The organism is Pyxidicoccus sp. M6, from assembly GCF_055568925.1.
In genome coordinates, this window is sequence record NZ_CM145714.1 from 637,431 (window position 1) to 657,436 (window position 20,006).

The 20,006-nt window shown below is 71.2% G+C and carries 15 protein-coding genes; 7 read left to right on the plus strand and 8 right to left on the minus strand.

All coding sequences use genetic code 11. The features are described from left to right. Positions 1-261: 261 nt before the first annotated feature. A complete protein-coding gene (locus ACVTJA_RS02635; RefSeq protein WP_465833511.1) occupies positions 262-1,374 on the minus strand; it encodes an AI-2E family transporter in 1,113 nt (370 codons plus the stop codon). A 233-nt stretch (positions 1,375-1,607) separates the two neighbouring features. Between ACVTJA_RS02635 and ACVTJA_RS02640 the strand changes: the two genes are divergently transcribed. After that, positions 1,608-3,524, plus strand: a complete 1,917-nt coding sequence (locus ACVTJA_RS02640) for a S8 family serine peptidase (RefSeq protein WP_465833513.1) — start codon at positions 1,608-1,610, stop codon at positions 3,522-3,524. A gap of 189 nt (positions 3,525-3,713) precedes the next feature. Here the strand turns inward: ACVTJA_RS02640 and ACVTJA_RS02645 are convergent, their stop codons facing one another. Next, positions 3,714-4,247 carry a phage tail protein gene (locus ACVTJA_RS02645; protein ID WP_465833514.1) on the minus strand — a complete coding sequence of 178 codons (534 nt, stop codon included), beginning with the start codon at positions 4,245-4,247 and terminating at the stop codon, positions 3,714-3,716. A gap of 458 nt (positions 4,248-4,705) precedes the next feature. Between ACVTJA_RS02645 and ACVTJA_RS02650 the strand changes: the two genes are divergently transcribed. Beyond that, entirely contained in the window at positions 4,706-7,291 is a 2,586-nt protein-coding gene (locus ACVTJA_RS02650) for a DUF7151 family protein (RefSeq protein WP_465833516.1), read from the plus strand. Between the two features lie 114 nt (positions 7,292-7,405). Here the strand turns inward: ACVTJA_RS02650 and ACVTJA_RS02655 are convergent, their stop codons facing one another. After that, on the minus strand, positions 7,406-7,912 hold the full coding sequence (locus ACVTJA_RS02655) for a GNAT family N-acetyltransferase (RefSeq protein WP_465833518.1): 507 nt from the start codon (positions 7,910-7,912) through the stop codon (positions 7,406-7,408). 165 nt (positions 7,913-8,077) lie between these two features. On the opposite strand from ACVTJA_RS02655, the gene ACVTJA_RS02660 reads away from it, so the two are divergent. Continuing rightward, a complete protein-coding gene (locus ACVTJA_RS02660) occupies positions 8,078-8,599 on the plus strand; it encodes a hypothetical protein (RefSeq protein WP_465833520.1) in 522 nt (173 codons plus the stop codon). Between the two features lie 499 nt (positions 8,600-9,098). Here the strand turns inward: ACVTJA_RS02660 and ACVTJA_RS02665 are convergent, their stop codons facing one another. Beyond that, a complete protein-coding gene (locus ACVTJA_RS02665; RefSeq protein WP_465833522.1) occupies positions 9,099-9,821 on the minus strand; it encodes an SDR family NAD(P)-dependent oxidoreductase in 723 nt (240 codons plus the stop codon). A 179-nt stretch (positions 9,822-10,000) separates the two neighbouring features. Here ACVTJA_RS02665 and ACVTJA_RS02670 point away from each other — a divergent pair, with 179 nt between their 5' ends. Further along, a complete protein-coding gene (locus tag ACVTJA_RS02670) occupies positions 10,001-10,756 on the plus strand; it encodes a 2-oxoadipate dioxygenase/decarboxylase family protein (protein WP_465833524.1) in 756 nt (251 codons plus the stop codon). A gap of 9 nt (positions 10,757-10,765) precedes the next feature. Here ACVTJA_RS02670 and ACVTJA_RS02675 read toward each other — a convergent pair whose 3' ends face one another. Continuing rightward, positions 10,766-11,326 carry a sugar O-acetyltransferase gene (locus ACVTJA_RS02675; protein ID WP_465833526.1) on the minus strand — a complete coding sequence of 187 codons (561 nt, stop codon included), beginning with the start codon at positions 11,324-11,326 and terminating at the stop codon, positions 10,766-10,768. A gap of 195 nt (positions 11,327-11,521) precedes the next feature. Here ACVTJA_RS02675 and ACVTJA_RS02680 point away from each other — a divergent pair, with 195 nt between their 5' ends. The 3 genes from ACVTJA_RS02680 to ACVTJA_RS02690 all read left to right on the plus strand — a co-directional run bounded on the left by ACVTJA_RS02680 (position 11,522) and on the right by ACVTJA_RS02690 (position 17,275). Then, positions 11,522-12,313, plus strand: a complete 792-nt coding sequence (locus ACVTJA_RS02680; protein WP_465833528.1) for a hypothetical protein — start codon at positions 11,522-11,524, stop codon at positions 12,311-12,313. Between the two features lie 112 nt (positions 12,314-12,425). Next, positions 12,426-15,074 (plus strand): PAS domain S-box protein, encoded by a 2,649-nt coding sequence (locus tag ACVTJA_RS02685; RefSeq protein WP_465833529.1) that lies wholly within the window; start codon positions 12,426-12,428, stop codon positions 15,072-15,074. A 101-nt stretch (positions 15,075-15,175) separates the two neighbouring features. After that, positions 15,176-17,275, plus strand: a complete 2,100-nt coding sequence (locus ACVTJA_RS02690) for a S9 family peptidase (RefSeq protein WP_465833530.1) — start codon at positions 15,176-15,178, stop codon at positions 17,273-17,275. Positions 17,276-17,324: 49 nt separating this feature from the next. Here the strand turns inward: ACVTJA_RS02690 and ACVTJA_RS02695 are convergent, their stop codons facing one another. The 3 genes from ACVTJA_RS02695 to ACVTJA_RS02705 all read right to left on the minus strand — a co-directional run bounded on the left by ACVTJA_RS02695 (position 17,325) and on the right by ACVTJA_RS02705 (position 19,985). After that, complete coding sequence (locus ACVTJA_RS02695) at positions 17,325-17,636, minus strand: hypothetical protein (protein ID WP_465833531.1); 312 nt, start codon at positions 17,634-17,636, stop codon at positions 17,325-17,327. Between the two features lie 150 nt (positions 17,637-17,786). Then, positions 17,787-18,368 carry a GNAT family N-acetyltransferase gene (locus ACVTJA_RS02700; RefSeq protein ID WP_465833533.1) on the minus strand — a complete coding sequence of 194 codons (582 nt, stop codon included), beginning with the start codon at positions 18,366-18,368 and terminating at the stop codon, positions 17,787-17,789. Between the two features lie 78 nt (positions 18,369-18,446). Continuing rightward, positions 18,447-19,985, minus strand: coding sequence for an OmpA family protein (locus ACVTJA_RS02705; protein ID WP_465833535.1), 1,539 nt, complete (start codon positions 19,983-19,985; stop codon positions 18,447-18,449). Positions 19,986-20,006: the final 21 nt, after the last annotated feature.

A 20,006-nucleotide genomic window follows, 5' to 3' on the forward strand; every position in this document is an offset into this window, starting at 1 on the left:
GGGGGCACGCTGTTCGGAAATGTCGGGACATTTGTGTGTGCCCGCATGGCGACTCACGCCGAGGTATTCGCTCAAAGCGTTGCGATGACCGGCTGAAACCGCCCGCAAAACCCCCGACATTTCCGAACAGGGCGGTCCCGGCCTGCGCTGGGGCGGCTGTTCCTGCTCACGCGCCGCGTGTGGTGGGGTTCGCGAGCATCGGGGAGGTTCGAAGGCGCGGACCGGTCGCGCCATGCATGAGCGGCCGGCTCGCTCCTCCGCTCACGCCGGTCCCGGAGGCAGCGCCCTCACCTGCCTCCGTCGCTCCCTGCGGAAGCTCAGCACCTCGCGGGTGATGATTTGAGCGGCGGCGGCCACGGGCACCGCCACGACGGCGCCCACCACGCCAGCCAACTCCGCGCAGAAGAGCACCGCGAGCAGCACGACGAGCGGGTTGACGTGCACCGTGCGCCGGAACACCAGCGGCGCCAGCACGTTCCCCTCCAGCTGCCCGTACAGCACGAAGTACAGCAGCACGCCGAGCGCCATCCACATGCCGCCCGTGGCCCACGTCAGCAGGGTGATGAAGCCGCCGGCAATCACCGGCCCCGCGTAGGGCACCATGCTGGAGAAGCCGCTCAGGATGCCCAGCGGCAGGAAGTACGGCACCCCCAGCACGGCCAGCACCGTGGTGGTGAGCGTCGCATTCACCGTGCAGATGAACGTGAGCCCGGCCAGGTAGCCACCCGTGGCCCGGTACACGTTGCGCAGCACGCGCACGTAGCGCAGCCGGTGCTCCGGGGTCGTCAGGTCCAGCAGCCGCTTCAGCATGCCGCCGCCGAACGCGAGCATGAAGCCCACCAGGAAGAACACGGTGAGCGCTCCACCCGCCAGGCCCACCGCGCCGCCAATCGCCAGCACTATCAACTCGGGCATCGTCGTCCCGCCGGCCAGGTGGGACGCGGCCTCCTCCGGCTTGCGCGGCCAGCCCAGCGTGGACATCCGGCTGCTCAGCAACCGGAACAGGCGTGACTCGCGCAGCTCCTGCCAGAGGTGCGGCCACTGCACCACCAGCGCGTCCACCTGCGCCACCGCCGCGGGAATCACCAGGAGCGCCAGCGCCACGAGCGCCGTCAGCAGGCCCAGCATCACCACGGCGATGGCCAGCATGCGCGGCAGTCCCTTGCGCTCCAGCCAGGACACGCCGTGCTCCAGCGCGAGCGCCAGGAGAATCGCGATGCCCGTCAGGGTGAGCGCCACCGTCGTGCGCATCACCAGCGCCACCAGCGCCACCACCGTGAGCACGGCGAAACACACGGTGAACGCCGTCTTCAGCGTCACCTGCGAGCGCTGCCTTCCCACCTCATGCTCCGCGGCCACCGTGCCCCCGCGCATGCTCGGTCTTCACGCCCGCTCCTTCGGGTGTGCGCCCGGTCAGTCCGGACGGACACCCGCCTCCGCGCGCACAAGGGTCGGCATCGCCGTGTGGAAAAACCATTGCCACCCACGCCGTCACGGGCGCGCGGATGTCAGACAGGCGACGTCCGCGCAGGGGAGATCCACTGCGAGCGGCAATTCACAACATCTTCATGCCCGGATGCACCGGGCCTCGTTCGCCGGGGTTCTACATGAAGGGGTTGAAGTCGCTGGGCTGGGCCGTCACCACCTGCGCCGCATTGGGTTGCGGCTCGGGGCAGCCGCCCGAGACGGCGTCCCAGTCGGGCACTGTCGGTGCGGTCCGCGCCGCCGCGAGTGACAACTCCAGGAAGACGATTGTCGAGTCGCCGACGGTCGCCGCTCCCAGCGCCTGCACCGCGCTCTACTCCAGCCCGCAGGCCCAGGCCGCTCTGACGCAGGCGGTGGTGGACCCGGGGCTGAAGGCGGATGGCACCACACGCACGCTCATCCTGTCCTTCAACACCCAGGAGGCGCTCGCGCCCGCGGTGCAGACGCTGTCCTCGCTGCTGGGGCTCCAACTGGGCAAGAGCCTGGGCACGCTGAAGGTGCTGCCCATGGTGGTGGTGAAGGTGCCGGTGACGCCGCTGGTGCTGACGCTGCTGCGCACGCAGCTCCAGCCGTTGGGCCTGCTCTCCATCTACGAGGACCGGCCGCTCCAGTACTTCCTGGACCAGAGCGTGGCGTACATCGGCGCGGACACCGCGCGCACCGCCTTCCAGGCCACCGGTGCGGGCATCGGCGTGGGCGTCATCGACTCGGGCATCGACGGGACGCACGGCGACTTCCCGAACATCGCCCGCAACGTGAAGATTGTCGCGCCGGTGGCGGGCCTGCCGGTGGGCGGCGCGCTCTACGTGGACACGCCGGACAGTGACTTGACGAGCGGCCACGGCACGCACTGCGCCAGCACCATCGCCGGCTCGGGTGCGCGCTCGGGTGGGAAGTACAAGGGCGTGGCGCCGGGGGCGACGCTCGTCGGCGTGGGCGCGGGCGAGGCCATCAGCATCCTCTACAGCGTGGAGGGCTTCGACTTCCTGCTCGACCCGGACGTGCGCGAGGCGCACAACATCCGCGTCATCTCCAACTCGTGGGGCACCTCCGGCCGCTTCGCGCCGTTCAACCCCATCTCCATCGCCAGCAAGCGCGCGTACGACTCGGGCGTCGTCGTCGTCTTCGCCGCGGGCAACGAGGGCCCGGACGCGGACACGCTCAACCCATACAGCGCCTCGCCGTGCGTCATCTCCGTCGCGGCCGGCACCGCGAAGGACACGATGGGGGCCACCAACCCGCTGGTGAGCCAGGACCTGCCCGGCGCGCTGGCGGACTTCTCCAGCCGCGGCGTGCCCGGGGACGCGCTGCACCACCCGGACATCACCCTGCCCGGGGTGAACATCGTCGCGGCGCGCGCCACCACCGGGAATCCGGCCATCGTCCCGCCGTACCTCGGCCTGGATGGCCTGCACCCGGAGCCGTTCTACGCGTCCATCTCCGGCACCTCCATGGCCACGCCGCACCTGGCTGGCGTCGTCGCGCTGATGCTCGAGGTCAACCCGTCGCTGAACCTGGACGGCGTGCTGGCGGCCCTCACCTCCACCGCGAAGCCCATGTTCGCGAAGAACGCGGACGGGACGACGCGGCAGCTCGAGTTGTGGGAAGTGGGCGAGGGCTACGCGGATGCGTACGCCGCCGTGCGCGTCGCGTCCGAGACGGCGGGCACGCGCTACACCCCGCAGACCACCGCGCTGCCGGGCTGGACGGGCAGCGTGGACACCAGCCTCAACATCCCCGTCGCGGACGTGACGCTGCTGGCCGCCGAGGACAACCACGGCCTCGTCGTGCCCGAGGGCGCGAGCGCGCTGCGCATCTCCACCGACTGGGGCAACCCGGCGCTGGATTTGGACCTGTACGTGTATGGGCCGGATGGCGCGCTGGTGGGCTCCAGCGCGAATGGCACGTCCACCGGTGAGTCGGTGTCGATTCCGAATCCGGCGGCGGGCACGTGGCGCGTGCAGCTCAGGGGCTTCCTCAACACGCCCACGCAGTACACCGGCACCGCGGCGGTGGACCGGCTCGTGCCGCTGCCGTAGTCACGGCGCCCCGCGATGTATCGGCATGGGCTGATGGAACGGCTCATGCCGTTGCCGCAGTCGCCAAGCCCGTGATTCATCGGCACGGCGGAGCTGGCCTGGCCCGTGCCGATGTCCTGGAAACAGCGACGCCCCGCTCTCCGTCACGGTGAGCGGGGCGTCATGTTTCATCCGTGTTTCAGCGCGTTCTCAGTTGCGCGAGGGGTAGATGCCTTCCATCGCGATGATGAAGTTGATGCAGAGGAAGGGCGACATGTTGTTGTGAGGCTGGCTGCCGCCCGCGACGCCGATGGAGTTCGGTGCCATGGTGGTGTTGATGTTGTTCGGCGTGGTGTAGGAGTTCACCGGCACGCCCGACTCGATGCGTGTCGCCACGACGTTGCCCTCGGGGATGGGCTGGTCCGCCGCGGCGTTGCTCGCCACCAGTGAGTGGGTGTGCGCCGGCATCTGGTTCGAGATCAACGTCACCGTCTCACTGCCGCCCTGCTCGCCCAGCGTGCGCGGTGAGAGCCCCGGGCCCTGGCCGGGCTGCATGGGGTAGCGGCCGCGCAGGTCCGGCAGGGCGAAGGTCGTCTGCCCGTTGCCGCCGTACGTGGTTCCAAGGATGGAGAAGAGCGCCGTGTTCTGCGCGATGGAGAGTATCTGTCCCTGACAGAACTGCCAGCCGCGCGGAGGGAAGTTTCCCGCGAACATCCGGATTTCACCGATGAATGGCTCTGACACGTACACCTTCCTTGGGTTGAGAGTGTTTCAAAAGCACAAGAGCACGTCGACTGCTCACTGAGCAAAGGAGCGGCCACGCGCTGAGCGCTCCCGCGCGGTGGCTCGGTGACGTGTGTCCCTCCTCTGTAGCGAGCCCGTGCGCCGCGTCGTGTCGATGCGTCCCACCGTGACGCGGCTGCGTCCTTCCAGGACGGTGGGTTGGATGCGACCCGATACGTCGCCGACGCGTCGGGATGGCACGCGGGCGCGTTCGCGAGGAACGCGCCAGGGGGGATGGCGCCATGGGGACAATCCGATACACAATCGTCTCATCATTGCTGAAGCACGCGCGCGGCACCCCCCTCGCCGCGATCTGGCTTGGGGCTTGCTGATGGGCCCCATGGCACTGAGTCCCCACGACGAGGAGAAACCCGCAGATGGCTCATCTGAAATGGCAGCGGCCCGCGCATTGGGCGTTCTTGAAGGCAGTCCCTCTGGCGGCGTTGCTGGTGCTCTCGGGATGTGACGAGGGCAAGGAAGGGCCACAGGGGCCACAGGGGCCACAGGGCCCCGCGGGGCCGGTGGGGCCCGCCGGTACGCGCGGTCCGGCGGGTGAGCAGGGCCCCGCGGGCGCCGTGGGCGCGATGGGCCCCGCGGGTGAGAAGGGCGACAAGGGAGATACCGGCACTCAGGGCCCCACAGGCCCTCAAGGCCCTCAAGGTCCCCAGGGTCCCGCGGGTGGCCCCCAGGGTGACTCTGGTCTGAGCGCCCTGGTGCGCACCACCGTGGAGCCGGCCGGTGCCAACTGCGCCACCGGCGGTGTGCTGTTCGAGGCGGGCGTGGACGCCGACCGCGACGGCTCGCTGGAGAACCACGAGGTGGACGCGGCTCTCACGCGCTACGTGTGCAACGGCGCCCAGGGGCCGCAGGGCATCCAGGGTATCCAGGGCATCCAGGGCCCGCAGGGCCTCCGCGGCGACACCGGTCCGCAGGGGCCGCAGGGCATCCAGGGCGACAAGGGCGACAAGGGAGACAAGGGCGACACCGGTGCCACCGGCGCCACCGGTCCCCAGGGTGACACCGGTCCGCAGGGGCCGCAGGGTCTGAAGGGCGACAAGGGTGACAAGGGCGACAAGGGCGACACCGGTGCCACGGGCGCGACCGGTCCCCAGGGCCCGCAGGGCATCCAGGGTGTGAAGGGTGACAAGGGCGATACGGGCGACACGGGCCCGCAGGGCAACGTCGGCCTGAGCGCGCTGGTGCGCACCAGCGCGGAGCTGGCCGGGGCCAACTGCGCCACCGGCGGCGTGAAGCTGGAGACGGGCATCGACGCCAACCGCAACGGCACGTTGGACGCGGGCGAGGAAGTTGCCGCGCTGACGCGCTTCGTGTGCAACGGCGCCCAGGGTCCGCAGGGCATCCAGGGTGTGAAGGGTGACAAGGGCGACACGGGCGCGACCGGTCCCCAGGGCCCGCAGGGCATCCAGGGTGTGAAGGGTGACAAGGGCGACACGGGCGCCACGGGTGCCACCGGCGCGACTGGCGCCACCGGTCCCCAGGGCCCACAGGGCATTCAGGGCGCCACGGGTGCCACGGGCCCGCAGGGTCCCCAGGGCCCGCAGGGGCCGGTCGGTCTCAACTCGGTGGCGGCGACCACCAACGAGCCCGCGGGCGCCAACTGCGCCACGGGCGGCGTGCGGCTCCAGTTCGGCACGGACACCAACAGCAACGGCCTGCTGGACGCGGGCGAGGTGAACGCCGCGCTGACGCGCTACGTGTGCAACGGCGCGCAGGGTCCGCAGGGCATCCAGGGTCCCCAGGGCCTGCGCGGTGACACCGGTCCGCAGGGCGCGGCCGGCCTCAACTCGGTGACGGCCACCGCCAACGAGCCCGCGGGCGCCAACTGCGCCACGGGCGGCGTGCGGCTCCAGGTCGGCACGGACGCCAACAGCAACGGCGTGCTGGACGCGGGCGAGGTGAACGCCGCGCTGACGCGCTACGTGTGCAACGGCGCCCAGGGTCCGCAGGGCATCCAGGGCCCGGCGGGTGCCACGGGTCCGCAGGGTGCCACGGGCCCGCAGGGTGCCACGGGTCCGCAGGGTGCCACGGGCCCGCAGGGTCCTTCGGGCGCGACCGGCGTCTACGGGGATGGCTCGGGGGGCTCGTACAACGTCCCCTTTGGCAACACCGTGGACCTGACCACCCTGTCGGGCTTCAACACCCTGACCGGCCGGCATCACCTGCAGTTCACCGACATCACCATCAGCGGCACCCTCATCGTCCCCAGCGGCACGGTGCTGCGCGCCACCGGCAACGTCCAGGTGACGGGCACCGGCACCATCATCGTGGCGGCGGGCACGCAGGACTCCGGCAACGGCGCGCCGAACCCCGGCGTGTCCCTGGCGCCCTCGGGGCAGATTCACGGTGGCATCGGGCTGGGCGTGCTCCAGGCGTCCCAGGTGCGGCGGCCGGGACCGCTCGCGGGCGGCGCGGGTGACCGCAACCTCTCGCAGGGCACCGTGTCGGGCGGCGAGGGTGGTGGCTCGCTCGTCATCGTGGCGCGCGGCAGCGTGAGCATCGCGGCGGGTGGCGCCATCAATGCCAACGGCAACAGTGGCATCAACCCGGGTGGCGCCGCGGACCTCCCCGGCCCGGGCGGCGGCGGCGGCGGCATCATCATCATCGGCGCCCAGGGCAACATCACGGTGACGGGCTTCCTGCGGGCCGTGGGCGGCACGGGGGGGCCTGGCGTGAATGGCAACGGTGGCGCGGCGGGCGCCGGTGGCGGCGGCGGTGGCGGTGGCGGCATCATCCACCTCATCGCGGCGGGCACCATCAATGCGCCCGGCTCCCAGCTCCTGGTGAGCGGTGGCGCCGCGGGCACTGACGCCTCGTCCTCGAGCACCAACCAGCCCGGCAGCGGCGGCGGCGCCACCGCGGGCAACGGCGGCAACGGCGGCTTCGGCAACCCCGTCGCGGGCCAGGCGTTCACCGCGTCCACGGCCGGTGGCGCGGGCTACGCCATCACCACGGTGGTGCCCGCTCCGGAGTACCTCTTCCTCTAGCGCCCCCTCGTCCGTCCCCCGACGGCATACGGCGGCCCGCGAGCAATCGGCTCGCGGGCCGTTCGTGTTTCGGGGCATGCCGTGTCTACGTGAAGCCCGGGCCCGGGGAGCCTGTCAGCCCCCGCGCGGCCCCGGCAGCCACTCCATGGCCAGGTACGGGTCGCCGTCCGCGCCCTGTACCGGCTCCGGGCGGAAGCCGAGCCGCTCGTACAGCGCGCGCGCCGGGTTGCCGCGCAGCACGCGCAGCCGCAGCGGGACGCGCGCCTTCGCGGCCTCGTCCTGCAACTCGCGCAACAGCCGCGTCCCCACGCCCGCGCGCCGGTGTGCCGGCAGCAGCGCGATGTCCACGAGGCGCCACTCCTTCTCGCCGCGGGCCACCAGCAGGCGGCCCGCGGGCATGCTCTCCACCAGCACCAGCCGGTGGTCCGCCCCGGCGTACCGCGTGGCCCAGTCCCGTCCCTGCGCCATCCACTGCATGCGCAGGAAGGCCTCGCGCTGCGCGGGTGCCCAGCCCCACAGGCCCACCTCGGCCTCTCGCGTGCTCACGTACAGGGTGAACAGGAAGGCCTCGTCGGAGGCGGATACGGGACGCAGGGTGACGGGCACGGTGCCGCGGAGCATGGACTTCCGGGCAACCCCGCGTCCACCACCCCACGTCCGGCGGGCGCCACGTCCGCCAGCCAACGTCGGAGGTCTGCCTCCGCCAGCCCGGAAGCCTCTGGATTCACGGCTCAGACGTCAGACCCGGATGGGAACCTGGGGGCACTTTTCATTCAGGAGCACGCCATGAAGAAGACGCGAGACGAGGAGCTGTCACTGGCCCTCCAGGAGGCCCGGGAGACGGAGGCACGGTGGCGGGGACTGGCCGCGCGGCTGATGGAGCTGGGTGACGACGCCATGGACGCGCAGCTCCTCGTGGCCTTCCGCGCCGCGCGCGAGGAGGGTGTGGTGCCGCCGGACGCGGGCTTCTTCCTCGTGGCCCACATCCTCACCGCCATGGCGGACGAGGTCATCGCCGAGGACCCGCGAGTACGCCGGCTCGCGCGCGAGCTGGACCTGATGGAGCGCGAGTACGGCGTGGGCGACGGTGTGTGGCGCGACGACGAGGAGCTGCCCGAGGACTGGGAGGCGCTGTGCGTGGAGTACGAGGTGGCCTGCGACGAGGCCCGCGCCACCTTCTTCCGCGCCTACGGCGAGGATGAGATGGCCCGCCTCTACCTGGAGGACCGCATCTGCTTCCACCGCCGCTTCGAGAGCGGGCGCCGCTTCTTCCACGGCCTGCCCATGCTTCCCGAGCACCTTCACTGACACGCGCGAGCATGGCGCCGGGAAGATTCGCCGGAAGCGCCGTTCCACTCGCACCAGCACGAGGTCCGGTGTGGGTCTTCGTGCTGTCAGGGAGTGGGACGGGCCTGGGGGCTCGTCCCCACTCTCGTCTTACATCCTCTCAAACCCCGGGAGTTCCACGTGACGTACTCGGGGCGCTCACGCATCCATGGCGTAATCTTACGGTAACGGGAGCGTAAATTAGCTGTACTTCAGGATGGCGCAATGCGCTGTTGATGAAGGCACTTGCTTCACCCTGGTGTTTTTGGCCGGTACACCCTATTCCCGCGCCGGCTTTCGGGCGGTGGGGAGTGGTGGCGGGAAGGAAGTCAATGCATACCATCGGTGTGGAGACTCGAAACTCCAAGGCGAGTCTCTAGCAGCCTCCGCGCTGCACGGCGGCGCGCGTTTCCAGCAGTGAAGTCCCCTCCAAGGACCTGGACCCGCGCGCCGCCGCCTCTTTTTTCTCCTCCCAGCGCCGCTAGAACTTCTCGGTCAACGGCCGGACGTCGAGTTCCTGCGTCCACGCGGACGGGTCCTGCCGGTGGAGCTGCCAGTACGTCTCCGCGATGGCCTCTGGCGAGAGCTGCTGCACGGGCCCCGTGCCGCCTCGCGCATGCGTGTGCCGCGTGTCGATGATGCCGTCGATGACGACGTGGGCCACGTGGATGCCGCGCGGGCCGAACTCGCGGGCCAGTGACTGCGCCAGCGCCCTCAGGCCGAACTTCCCCGAGGCGAACGCCGCCGAGCGCGGGCCGCCGCGCAGCGAGGCGGTGGCGCCGGTGAAGAGCAGCGTGCCCCGCTGCGCCTCCAGCATGGCTGGCAGCACCTCGCGCGCGCAGAGCATGCCGCCCAGGCAGTTGATGCGCCACGAGGCCTCGAAGTCCTCGGGGGACGTCTCCAGGAAGCCCGCCATCCGGAAGAGGCCGGCGTTGTAGACGAGGACTTCCGGCGCGCCGTGCTCCTCGCGCAGCCGGGCGAAGGACGCGCGCACCGCGGCCGCGTCCGTGGCGTCCGTGGGGTAGATGCTGGCGCGGCCTCCGGCGTCCTGCACGTCGCGCTGCACCTGGCGCAGCGTCTCCTCGCTCCGGGCGAAGACGCCCACCGTGTAGCCTTCGCGGGCGAAGCGCCCGGCCAGCGCGGTGCCCAGCCCCGGGCCTGCTCCGACAATCGCCGCCACCTTCTTCGTCGTATTCGCGGTCATGGCCGTCCCGGTTAACGCGCTCACCTCCGCGCGGCCATGCGACGTGAGGCGGTGCCGTCACCCGGCCAACGCCGCACCGCGCACCGAGGCGCGCTCCGGAATGAGGCAGCTCGTCACCCGGCCAACGCCGCACCGCGCGCGGCGGCGTTTCCCGGCACGGAGCGCTACATTGCCGCGCCATGACGACGACCGCTCATGCCACCCGCCTGCTGGATTTGCTCTGGGAGCGCTACGCCGCGGAGGTGCCCTACGCGCGCACCTTCGTGCAGCTCTCCGGGGGAAGCTTCCGCAATGACCACGTCGCGCTGCGCTCGCTCGCGCGGCCCGGCGGAGGCATTTCCCTCTTCTCGAAGCCCTTCGAGCGGCTCGGCTGGAAGGCCGCGGGCGCGTACACCTTCCCGGACGCGCACCTGTCCGCCATCTACATGTCCCATCCCGCCGGGCTGCCGCGCGTCTTCATCTCCGAGCTGAAGCAGGAGGAACTGTCGCCGCGCGCCCGCCAGCTTCTCGCCGCGCTGCCGGAGGACACTCCCGCGCCCGACGACGTGGACGCGCTCGCCGCATGGTTCTCTCCTCCGCCCCCGCCGGACGAGGCCGCGCTGCTGGAGCTGGAGAAGGAGTCGCAGTACGGCGCCTGGCTGCTCGCCTTCGGGCGCAAGGTGAACCACTTCACCGGCACGGTGGATGACGTGGAGGCGTGGCAGCGGCGCATGCGCGAGGCGGGCGTGCCCATGAAGGCGGACATCGAGGGCGCTCCCGGCACGTCGCTGCGGCAGACGGCCACCCACGCCGCGCCGCTGCCGGTGACGCTGCGCGGCGGCGGCACGCGCGCGTGGCCCTACGCCTACTTCGAGATTGCGCAGCGCTCGCCGGACTTCGACGGCTTCCTCGGCCCGCAGGCGCGCGCCCTCTTCGACATGACGAAGCGCGGATGACGCGCGCGTTCATCGAAGCGGTCTGAGGACGCGGCAGGGGTTGCCCCCCGCGAGCACGTACGGCGGCACGTCCTTCGTCACCACGCTTCCGGCGGCGATGGTGGTGCCCTCGCCGATGGTGACACCGGGGAGGATGAGGGCACCGCCGCCAATCCACGCCTTCGCTCCGATGGTGACGGGCCTCGCCAGCTCGGGGCCCTTGATGCGCTCATCGGGGTCCAGCGGGTGCGTGGCCGCGTAGATGTGCACGCCGGGGCCGAAGGAGACGTCGTCGCCAATCGTCACCGGGTTGCAGTCCAGGATGACGCACTGGAAGTTCATGAAGACGCGGGCGCCCACGTGGATGAGGCTGCCGTAGTCGCAGTGGAAGGGCGGCTCAATCACGACGCCCTCGCCCACGCTGCCGAAGAGCTGCTCGAGCAGCTCCCGTCGCCGCGCCGTGTCCTCGTCGTCCGACGCGTTGTAGGCACGCACCAGCCGCCGGGCCCGGATGCGCGCCGCCGTCAGCTCCGGGTCCGTGGCGACGTACAGCTCGCCCGCGAGCATCTTTTCTCTCTCCGTCCGTGCCATGGCCCGGCAGCTTCGCCTCCTTCCGGGCCCGGGCTCCGAGGAAAAAGGCCTGCTGTCCTGGGGGTGACGCGCTGCACCTCGCGTGTGGGTCATGGCGAGGCGTCATTCGGGACCCCTTGGGGCATGTGGCTGCCTGCCCCCCAGGCGGGTCCCCGGGCAGGAAAGGAAAAGCAAAAACTCTCTATGCTGCCGCGTATGCCCACATCCCAATCCCTTTCTTCCCTGCTCCTGGCCGCCGGAGTCTCGCTCGCGCCCGCCCTCGCGCTGGCGGAGGAGACGACGGAGCCGCGGATGACGCCGCTCGAGCAGAACCTCAACAGCATGGACCGCTTCTTCCCCCTCTCGGAGAGCGCGTCCACGCCGCCCACGGACGTGCGCACGGAGACGAGCGGCAGCGCCAATGACGACGGCACGGGCATCGGCGACTCGTACGGCATCTCGCAGCGCGTGGAGATGAACGTGCTGAAGAACCTGTCGCTGCGCGCGGGCGGTGAGCTGCGCATGGGCACGGGCAAGGGCTTCAGCCCCGAGGCGCAGGTGAAGTACCAGTTCTTCAATCAGGCCGCGGACGGGCTCAACGCGTCGGCGGGCCTGCGCTACAAGCAGCTGGGCTTCGCGTCCGACGGCGGCGAGGCGGAGGTGTTCCTCTCCGCGGGCAAGCGCTGGGGCTCGCTCGTCGGCACCGCCAACTTCGTGGCCGGTACCGGCGTGTCCAAGCGCGAGGCGGACATCGAGGGCCACCTGGGCATGGGCTACCTGCTGGGCGAGAAGTTCATCGTCGGCGCCAACGCGCGCCTCCAGCAGGAAGTGGTGGACGAGCCGGGCGAGGTGAAGGGCACCGGCCGCGAGTTCGAGATGCTCGCCGGTGGCCTCGCCGGCTACTCGTGGGGCCCGGTGGACCTGTCCGCGCTGGCCGGCTGGTACTTCCCTCGCAAGACGATGACCAGCGGTCCGCTGGCCATGCTGCAGCTCGGCCTCAACTTCTGAACGCAGTCCGCTCGTACCCGCGGACGGTTTTGCCCTGGCCGCTGGACACTTGCCCGGCCGGGGCACTTCCGACGCATGGGAGGCCTCGGGCATTGGTGTTACGCCTGCACGCGTGCCCGCGCCACCCGACGCACCTTCCGAGCAATCTCCCGAGTCCCCCGGGGCCGGGGAGTTCGAGCCGGCGCCGGGCGCGGACGGGCGGCTCCCCGCGGACGCGCAACTCCAGGCCCGAATCCTGGAGTCGATGGCGGAGGGCGTGAGCGTCTCCGACGAGGGCGGCTTCATCGTCTACACGAACCCGGCCGAGGACCGGATGTTCGGCTACGGCCCCGGCGAGCTGGTGGGCAAGCACGTCACCTTGCAGAACGCCCTGCCGCCCGAGGAGAACGCGCGCCTCTTCGAGGAAATCATCGCCCAGCTCAAGGCGCACGGCGTCTGGTTCGGAGAGTGGGACAACATCCGCAAGGACGGCACGCACTTCGTCACCCGGGCCCACGTCACCGGGCTGGAGCTGGGCGGCCGCAGGCACTGGGTCTGCGTGCGGCAGGACGTCACCGCGCAGAAGCGCGCGGAGGCGGAGCGCGTCGCGCTGCTGCAGGCGGAACGCGAGGCCCGTGCTCGCGCGGAGCGCACGGCGGAGTACGCGCGGCGGTTGCAGGAGGTGACGCAGTTGCTCGGGCAGGCCCTCTCCGGGAAGGAGGTGGCCGGGGCGGTGCTGGACGTGGGGATGGCGTCGCTCGGTGCCGCCAACAGCGCCATCTGGCTGCTGGATGACACCGGGCAGTGGCTCGAGTTGATGCAGTCGCGTGGGTACGACGCGTTGACGGTGAAGGCCTTCAGCGTCTTCTCCGTCGACGCGCCGGTGCCGGTGGCGGAGTCGATGCGGCTCGGCGAGCCGGTGTGGCTGCGCAGTTGGGCGGAGTATGCCGCGCGGGTGCCGGCCTCGGATGCCTGGTCCCACGGCGTGCGCTGGCGCGACGCGATGGCCGCGGCCTGTCTGCCATTGCGCGTGGAGGGGCGCGCCATCGGCTGCGTGTCCTTCGGGTTCCTCGGCGCGCGTTCCTTCGAGGACGTGGAGCGCTGGTTCCTGCAGATTCTCACCCAGCACGCCGCGCAGGCGCTGGAGCGGGTGCGCCTGTTCGATGAGCAGCGCGTCACCCGGGCGCGACTGGAGGCCATCATCTCCGCGTCACCGGCGGCCACCGTCCTCGTGGATGGAGAGGGCACCATCTGGCTGTGGAACCCCGCGGCGGAGCGCATCTTCGGGTGGAAGGCGGAGGAGGTCGTCGGCAGGTTCAACCCGCTCATCCCCGACGAGGCGCGGGACGAGTTCTTCTCCAACCTCCGGCGGGTGGAGCGCGGCGAGACGCTGGTGGGCGTGGAGGTGCGTCGGCGCACGCGCGAGCGGGGCCTCATCGACGTGGAGCTGTCCGTGGCCCCCTTGCGCCTGCATGACGGGCGCGTCCAGGTCCTCGCGCTGGTGACGGACATCGGCGAGCGCAAGCGCGCGGAGGCCCGCACGCGCTTCCTCGCCGAGGCGAGCGCGCTGTTGTCCTCGTCGCTGGACTACGAGAAGACGCTCACCGCGGTGGCGCAGGTGGCGGTGCCGGCGCTGGCGGACTGGTGCGCCTTCGACATGCCCGAGCCCGACGGGCAGGTGCGCAGGGTGGTGGTGGCCCACCAGGACCCGGAGCGCAAGCAGCTGGCCGCGGACTTCCACGCCCGCTACCCTCCGCTGCTGAGCGAGGCCAGCGGCATCGGCAAGGTGCTGCGCACCGGCGAGCCGGAGTTCATGGAGGAGTTCGACCCGGCGTTGCTGGCCGCCATGGTGCAGGACCCGACGCACCGGGAGGCGATTCTCGCGCTGGGCATCCGCTCCCTCATCTGCGTGCCGCTGCGCAGCCGGGGACGCGTCATCGCCGCGCTGTCGCTGGTGTACGCGGACTCGGACCGCCGCTACACCGGGGCGGACCTGCACCTGGCGGAGGAATTCGCCCTGCGCGCGGCCACCGCCATCGACAACGCCATGCTCTACCGCGAGGCTCAGGAGGCCATCGCCGCGCGCGACACCTTCATGGGGGTGGCCTCGCACGAGCTGAACACGCCGCTCACCTCCCTGGCGCTGAATCTCCAGGCGCTGCAGCGCGCGATGGCGCAGCTGCCGCTGGACGGGCTGCCCATCCGTCAGTCCGTGGGCGCGAAGTTCCAGTCCGCGCAGCGGCAGGTGACGCGGTTGGCCAGCCTCATCCGCGAGCTCCTGGACGTGTCGCGCATCACCGAGGGCCGGCTGAAGCTGGAGCCCGAGCCCATGGACCTCGCGGAGCTGGTGCGCGAGGTGGCGGCGCGCGTGGCCGAGGACGCGGCGAGGGCCGGGTGCGAGCTGCGCCTGCGCGTCCCCGAGTCGCTGGAGTGGGTGGGAGACCGGCTGCGGCTGGACCAGGTGGTGCAGAACCTCTTGTCCAACGCGCTCAAGTACGGGCACGGCCAACCGGTGGACGTGGAGCTGGAGGCCGGCGCGGAGGGCGCCACGCTGCGGGTGCGGGACAGGGGCATCGGCATCGCCCCGGAGGAGCAGGCCCAGCTGTTCCAGAAGTTCCAGCGGCTGGCGAGCGAGCGGCACTACAGCGGCTTCGGCCTGGGGCTCTGGATTGTGAAGCAGGTGGTGGACGCGCTGGGCGGCCGCATCGACGTGGACAGCACGCCCGGACAGGGAGCGACCTTCACTGTCGTCCTGCCACGCGGAGTCAAGGCTCCAGAGTGACGCGGGGAGAGGGTTACCCCTCGGATGAAGGGCTCTTCGCACCATTCTCGGCCCGCTCTTGTAGGCTGGGCGCCTCTTCCATGACCTCCTGGGGGACATGCATGCGGCGGGTGGCGCGAATCTTCGGACTGGGTGCGGTGCTGCTGGGCACGGGGCCGGTGTTGGCACAGCAGCAGGCCGACGCGGGCGTCGAGGTGCGCCGCGCGGAGGTGGCGCTCCAGGGCGCGGTGGCGAAGGCGCTCCGCCCGTCGCTCGACTCCGTCCATGACGCGCTCCAGCGCACGGTGCGCTTCCGGCAGGTGTCGCTGTCGCCGAATGGCAAGCGCGTGGCGTGGGTGGAGTCCGGCACGGAAGTGGGTGGAGCGAACCCGGGCGGCAGCGTCATCCAGGTGCTGGACTTGTCCGAGCCCGACGCGAAGCCGGCACGCGTTACCGTCTGCCTGGGGCTGCGCTCCTGTAACGAGTCGTCCGTGGCATGGAGCCCGGACGGGCGGCGGATTGCGTTCCTCTCCGACGCGGGGCTGGGCGGGACGGCGCAGCTCTACGTGGCCAACGCGTCGGACGGGCCGGTACGCAAGCTGACGTCCTTCTCGGTGCCGGTGGCCACGCCGAAGTGGTCTCCGGATGGGGACTCCATCGGCCTGCTCGTCATGGAGGGCGAGGGCGCCGAGCACGCCAAGGGCCCCACCGGCCCGCAGGCCCGAGAGACGGGCGTGGTGCAGGAAGCCCACCCGGTGCGGCGCGTGGCCGTGGTGAACGTGGACGATGGCGGCCTGCGCTCGGTGACGCCGGGGAACCTGTTCGTCTACGAGTACGCGTGGAGCCCGGACAGCGACCAGCTTGCCATCACGGCGGCGCCTCCGCCGGGGGATGCGAACTGGTGGGTGGCGAAGCTGCACGTGGTGGAGGTGAAGTCGGGACGCACGCGGCTTTTGTACACGCCGAAGTGGCAGATGACCGAGCCGACGTGGAGCCCCGACGGGAAGCAGCTCGCGTTCATCGAGGGGCTGATGAGCGACCAGGGCGCCAACGGCGGGGACGTGTACGCGGTGCCGGTGGGGGGCGGGAAGGCGCGCAACCTCACGCCGGGGATGAAGGCCACGGCGACGAGCCTGGAGTGGATGCAGCAGGGGCGGTTGGTGTTCGGCGCGCAGGTGATGGGGGACTCGGCGCTGGCGGCGGTGGACGCGGTGAAGGGCGGGGTGACGATTCTGTGGAGGGGCCCCGAGCGCATCAGCGCGGGCGGCGTGGTGGGCGCGTCGCTGGCGGAGGACGGCGTGACGAGCGCGGTGCTGCGCGAGTCCTTCACGCGCGCGCCGGACGTCTGGGTGGGGCCGGTGGGCGGGTGGAAGCCGGTGACCCACCACAACGAGGACGTGAAGCTGCCGGTGGGCGTGGTGCGCAGCGTGACGTGGAAGAACGAGGGGCACGAGGTGCAGGGGTGGCTGCTGGCGCCGCCGACGGCGCCGGTGGGCAGCACGAAGGCGCCCATGGTGACGGCGATTCACGGCGGGCCGGCGTCGGGGGTGCTGCCGGGCTTCCATCCGCAGGCGCTGCTGCTGACGAGCCAGGGCTACTACGTGTTCTTCCCCAACCCGCGCGGCAGCTTCGGGCAGGGGGAGGAGTTCGTGCAGGCGAACCGGCGGGACTTCGGGTACGGGGACTTGCGCGACATCATGTCGGGCGTGGACGCGGTGCTGGCGAGCGAGCCGGTGGACGCGTCGCGGCTGGGCGTGACGGGGTGGAGCTACGGCGGCTACATGACGATGTGGGCGGTGACGCAGACGCAGCGCTTCCGGGCGGCGGTGGCGGGCGCGGGCATCTCCAACTGGCAGAGCTACTACGGGACGAACCACATCGACACGTGGATGCTGCCGTACTTCGGCGCGTCCGTGTACGACGAGCCGGACGTGTACGCGCGCAGCTCGCCCATCAACTTCGTGAAGCTGGTGCGCACGCCGACGTTGCTCCAGCACGGCGAGCGGGACGTGGAGGTGCCGGCGTCGCAGAGCTACGAGTTCTTCAAGGCGCTCAAGTCGCTGGGCGTGGAGACGCAGTTGGTCATCTACGCGGACGAGGGCCACGGGCTGCGCAAGCCGGAGCATGCGAAGGACCGGACGATACGGATGGTGGAGTGGTTCGACGCGCACCTGCCGCCGCCGAACATCCCGAGCCCGAAGATGTCGGTGCCGATGCGCTAGGTCCCGGTGGACGGGGCGCGGCCTGACCGCGGCCCCGCGACGGATGCGCTCAGCCGCGAGCGCACACGGTCTGCACCGTGTTGTAGGGCGTGCACGTGGGCTGCGTCTGTCCCTCGCACAGCGTGCATTCCCGGCACTCGTAGACGCCGATGGTGCCGCACTTGTCGGGACAGCACACCGTCGACGTGCTCCTCCACCGACACTCAGGGCCCGAGGTGATGCAGGCCGACTGGGAGACATCCCCTGGAGCCTCCACCGAGGGCTCCTGACTCACGGATGGGTTCGCCTCCGGCGCCTCCGCGCCACCACAGGCCATGAAGCACAGCGCGCCCACTACGAGTCCCACCTTCATCAGACGCATGCGTGTCCTCCCCTCGCTGACTGCGTGATGCATCGTTGTTGCAGATGTTTCTGAGTGTAGCGGGTTTGGCGGGTCGAGCGCCACGCGGAGCAGGGGGGCGACGGCGGGGGCAGGGCTGGAATGTGGCGGGCTTCGTCGGTGAGCCCGCGCTCAGCGGGCGTCGTCTGGCGGAGCGACGAGGCTGGTGAGGACGTGGTCCCTCCACCGGCCGTCGATGAGGAGGAAGTCGCGGGCGTAGCCCTCCACGACGAAGCCGAGGCGCCGCAGGACGGCGGCGCTCTTGAGGTTCTCCGGGAGGTGGTTGGCCTGGAGGCGGTGCAGGCCCATGGTGTCGAAGGCGTAGTCGCAGATGGCTTGGAGGCCTTCCGTCATGAATCCCTTGCCCTCGTGGTCGCGGTCGAGCGCGTAGCCGAGGTCCGCGGCCTGGAGGGGGCCCCGGCGGATGTGCGTGAGCGAGATGTTGCCGATGACGGGCGCGGTGGCGAGGGGCTCGGAGCGGGGGAGGATGAACAGGCGCAGGGACAGGTCGTGGCGGAAGTCCTCGCGGTCCTGTGCGAGCCGGGTGCGCCAGTAGGTGACGGAGAAGAAGTTGGCGGGCCGCGCGGGAGACACCGGGCCGAAGTGCTCACGGTTGGCCTCGTGATACGCGAGCACCCGCCACGCCGCGTCCGGCGGCAGCAGCGCCAGGTGGAGGCGCTCGGTAGTGAGCAGGGCGGAGGTGTCGGAGGTCATGGCGCGAGACCGCCCCCGAGGCTACTGCTTCCCGAGGGCGGAGGGCATCGCGACTGTAGACCGACCCGCGAGGGTTGCTCAGCGCGGCGGCTCCGTGTCGCTCTCGCCAGGCTGGGCGCCGGGCTGCGGCGGAGTGGCGCCCTCCTGCACGTCCGTGTCGAGCGAGCCGCTCCCGCCATGGCCCTGCACGTTGGCGCCGCTCTGGCCCGCGGGCTGTTCTGGAGGCGCGGAGTGGCCCGAGCCCGTCGTTCCTCGCTGCGGAGGCGTGGCCTGCGGCAGGCCGCTTCCCCCCGGGTACTGCTGCTGCTCGCCCGAGGTCCCCTGTTGCGAGCCCGCGCCGCCCGTGCCCTGTTGTTGCGGCGGCTGCTGCACCTGGCCGCCACCCTGCGACGGCTGCTGCTGCTGCGAGCCCGTACCTCCCGTGCCCTGTTGCTGCGCACCGCTGCCACCCACGGCCTGCTGGCGCTCGATGACGATTTCCACGCGGCGGTTGTTGGCCCGGCCCTCGGGCGACTGGTTGGACGCCACCGGCCGGTACTCGCCGAAGCCACGGATGTTGATGCGCTCCGCCGGCACGCCGCGCGACGTCAGGAACTCACGCACGCGCTCGGCACGGCGGTAGGACAGGTCCTCGTTGTACGAGTCCGAGCCCTGAGAGTCCGTGTGCCCCTCGATGAGCAGCGGGCTCTGCGTCTCCTTCAGCACGTCCGCCACGTCGTTCAGCCGGTCCCGTGCCGACGGCAACAGGTCCACCGCGCCCGACGCGAAGAGCACGCTGCCGGAGAGCGTCACCACGATGCCGCGCTCCTCCTCGCGCACCTTCAGGCCCTTCTCCGTCTCCTGCAGCTTCGTCAGCGCCGCGGTGGCATTCTTCTCGGCCTCCACCCGCGCCTGCCGCTCCTGCTCGGCCTGCTGCTCGGCCTGCTGCCGGGCCAGGCGCTCCTGCTCGAGCTGCGACGTGCGCTGCTGGAGCTCCTGGTTCTGCTGCGCCAGTCGCTGCGTCTCCGCCTCGGCCTGCATGCGGCGCTGCTCCTCCTGCTGGAGCCGCTGGGCCTCTGCCTGCCGCTGCTCGGCCTGGGCCCGCAGTTGCGCCGCCTCCTGCTGGCGTCGCTGCGCGTCCTGCCGCAGGCGCTCCGCCTCCGCCTGCTGTGACTGCGCCATCTGCGAGGCCCGCTGCTGCTGCGCGATGGCCTCCTGCCGCTCACGCTCCGCCTGGGCGAGCTGCTGCCGCGCCGCCTCCAGCTCGGCCTGGACGCGCTGCTGCTGCGTCGCCTGCATCCGAGCGAGCGACGCCTGCGCCTGGGCCCGCTGGCGCGCGGCGAGGTCCGCGTTGCCACGAGCCTCCGCCGTCTCCGCCTTGCGCAGCGCGATGTACGCCAGCGAGCGCGTGCGCGGCGAGTCCTTGCTGTTGTCGTACTCGCGCTCGGCCTCCAGGAGGGCGTCGTGGGCCTCGGCGACATCTTGCGGACGCTCATGTCCCTGCGGGCTGGTGGACAGCTCCTGGTACGCAGAGCGAGCGTCCATCAACTCCTTCGGCGGCGGTCCTGACGCGCAGCCCACCGCGACCCACGCCGTGGCCCCGACGAGGGCCTTCCATCCACGCTTCCAACGCTCCATGACGCTCTCCTCTCGGGGTGG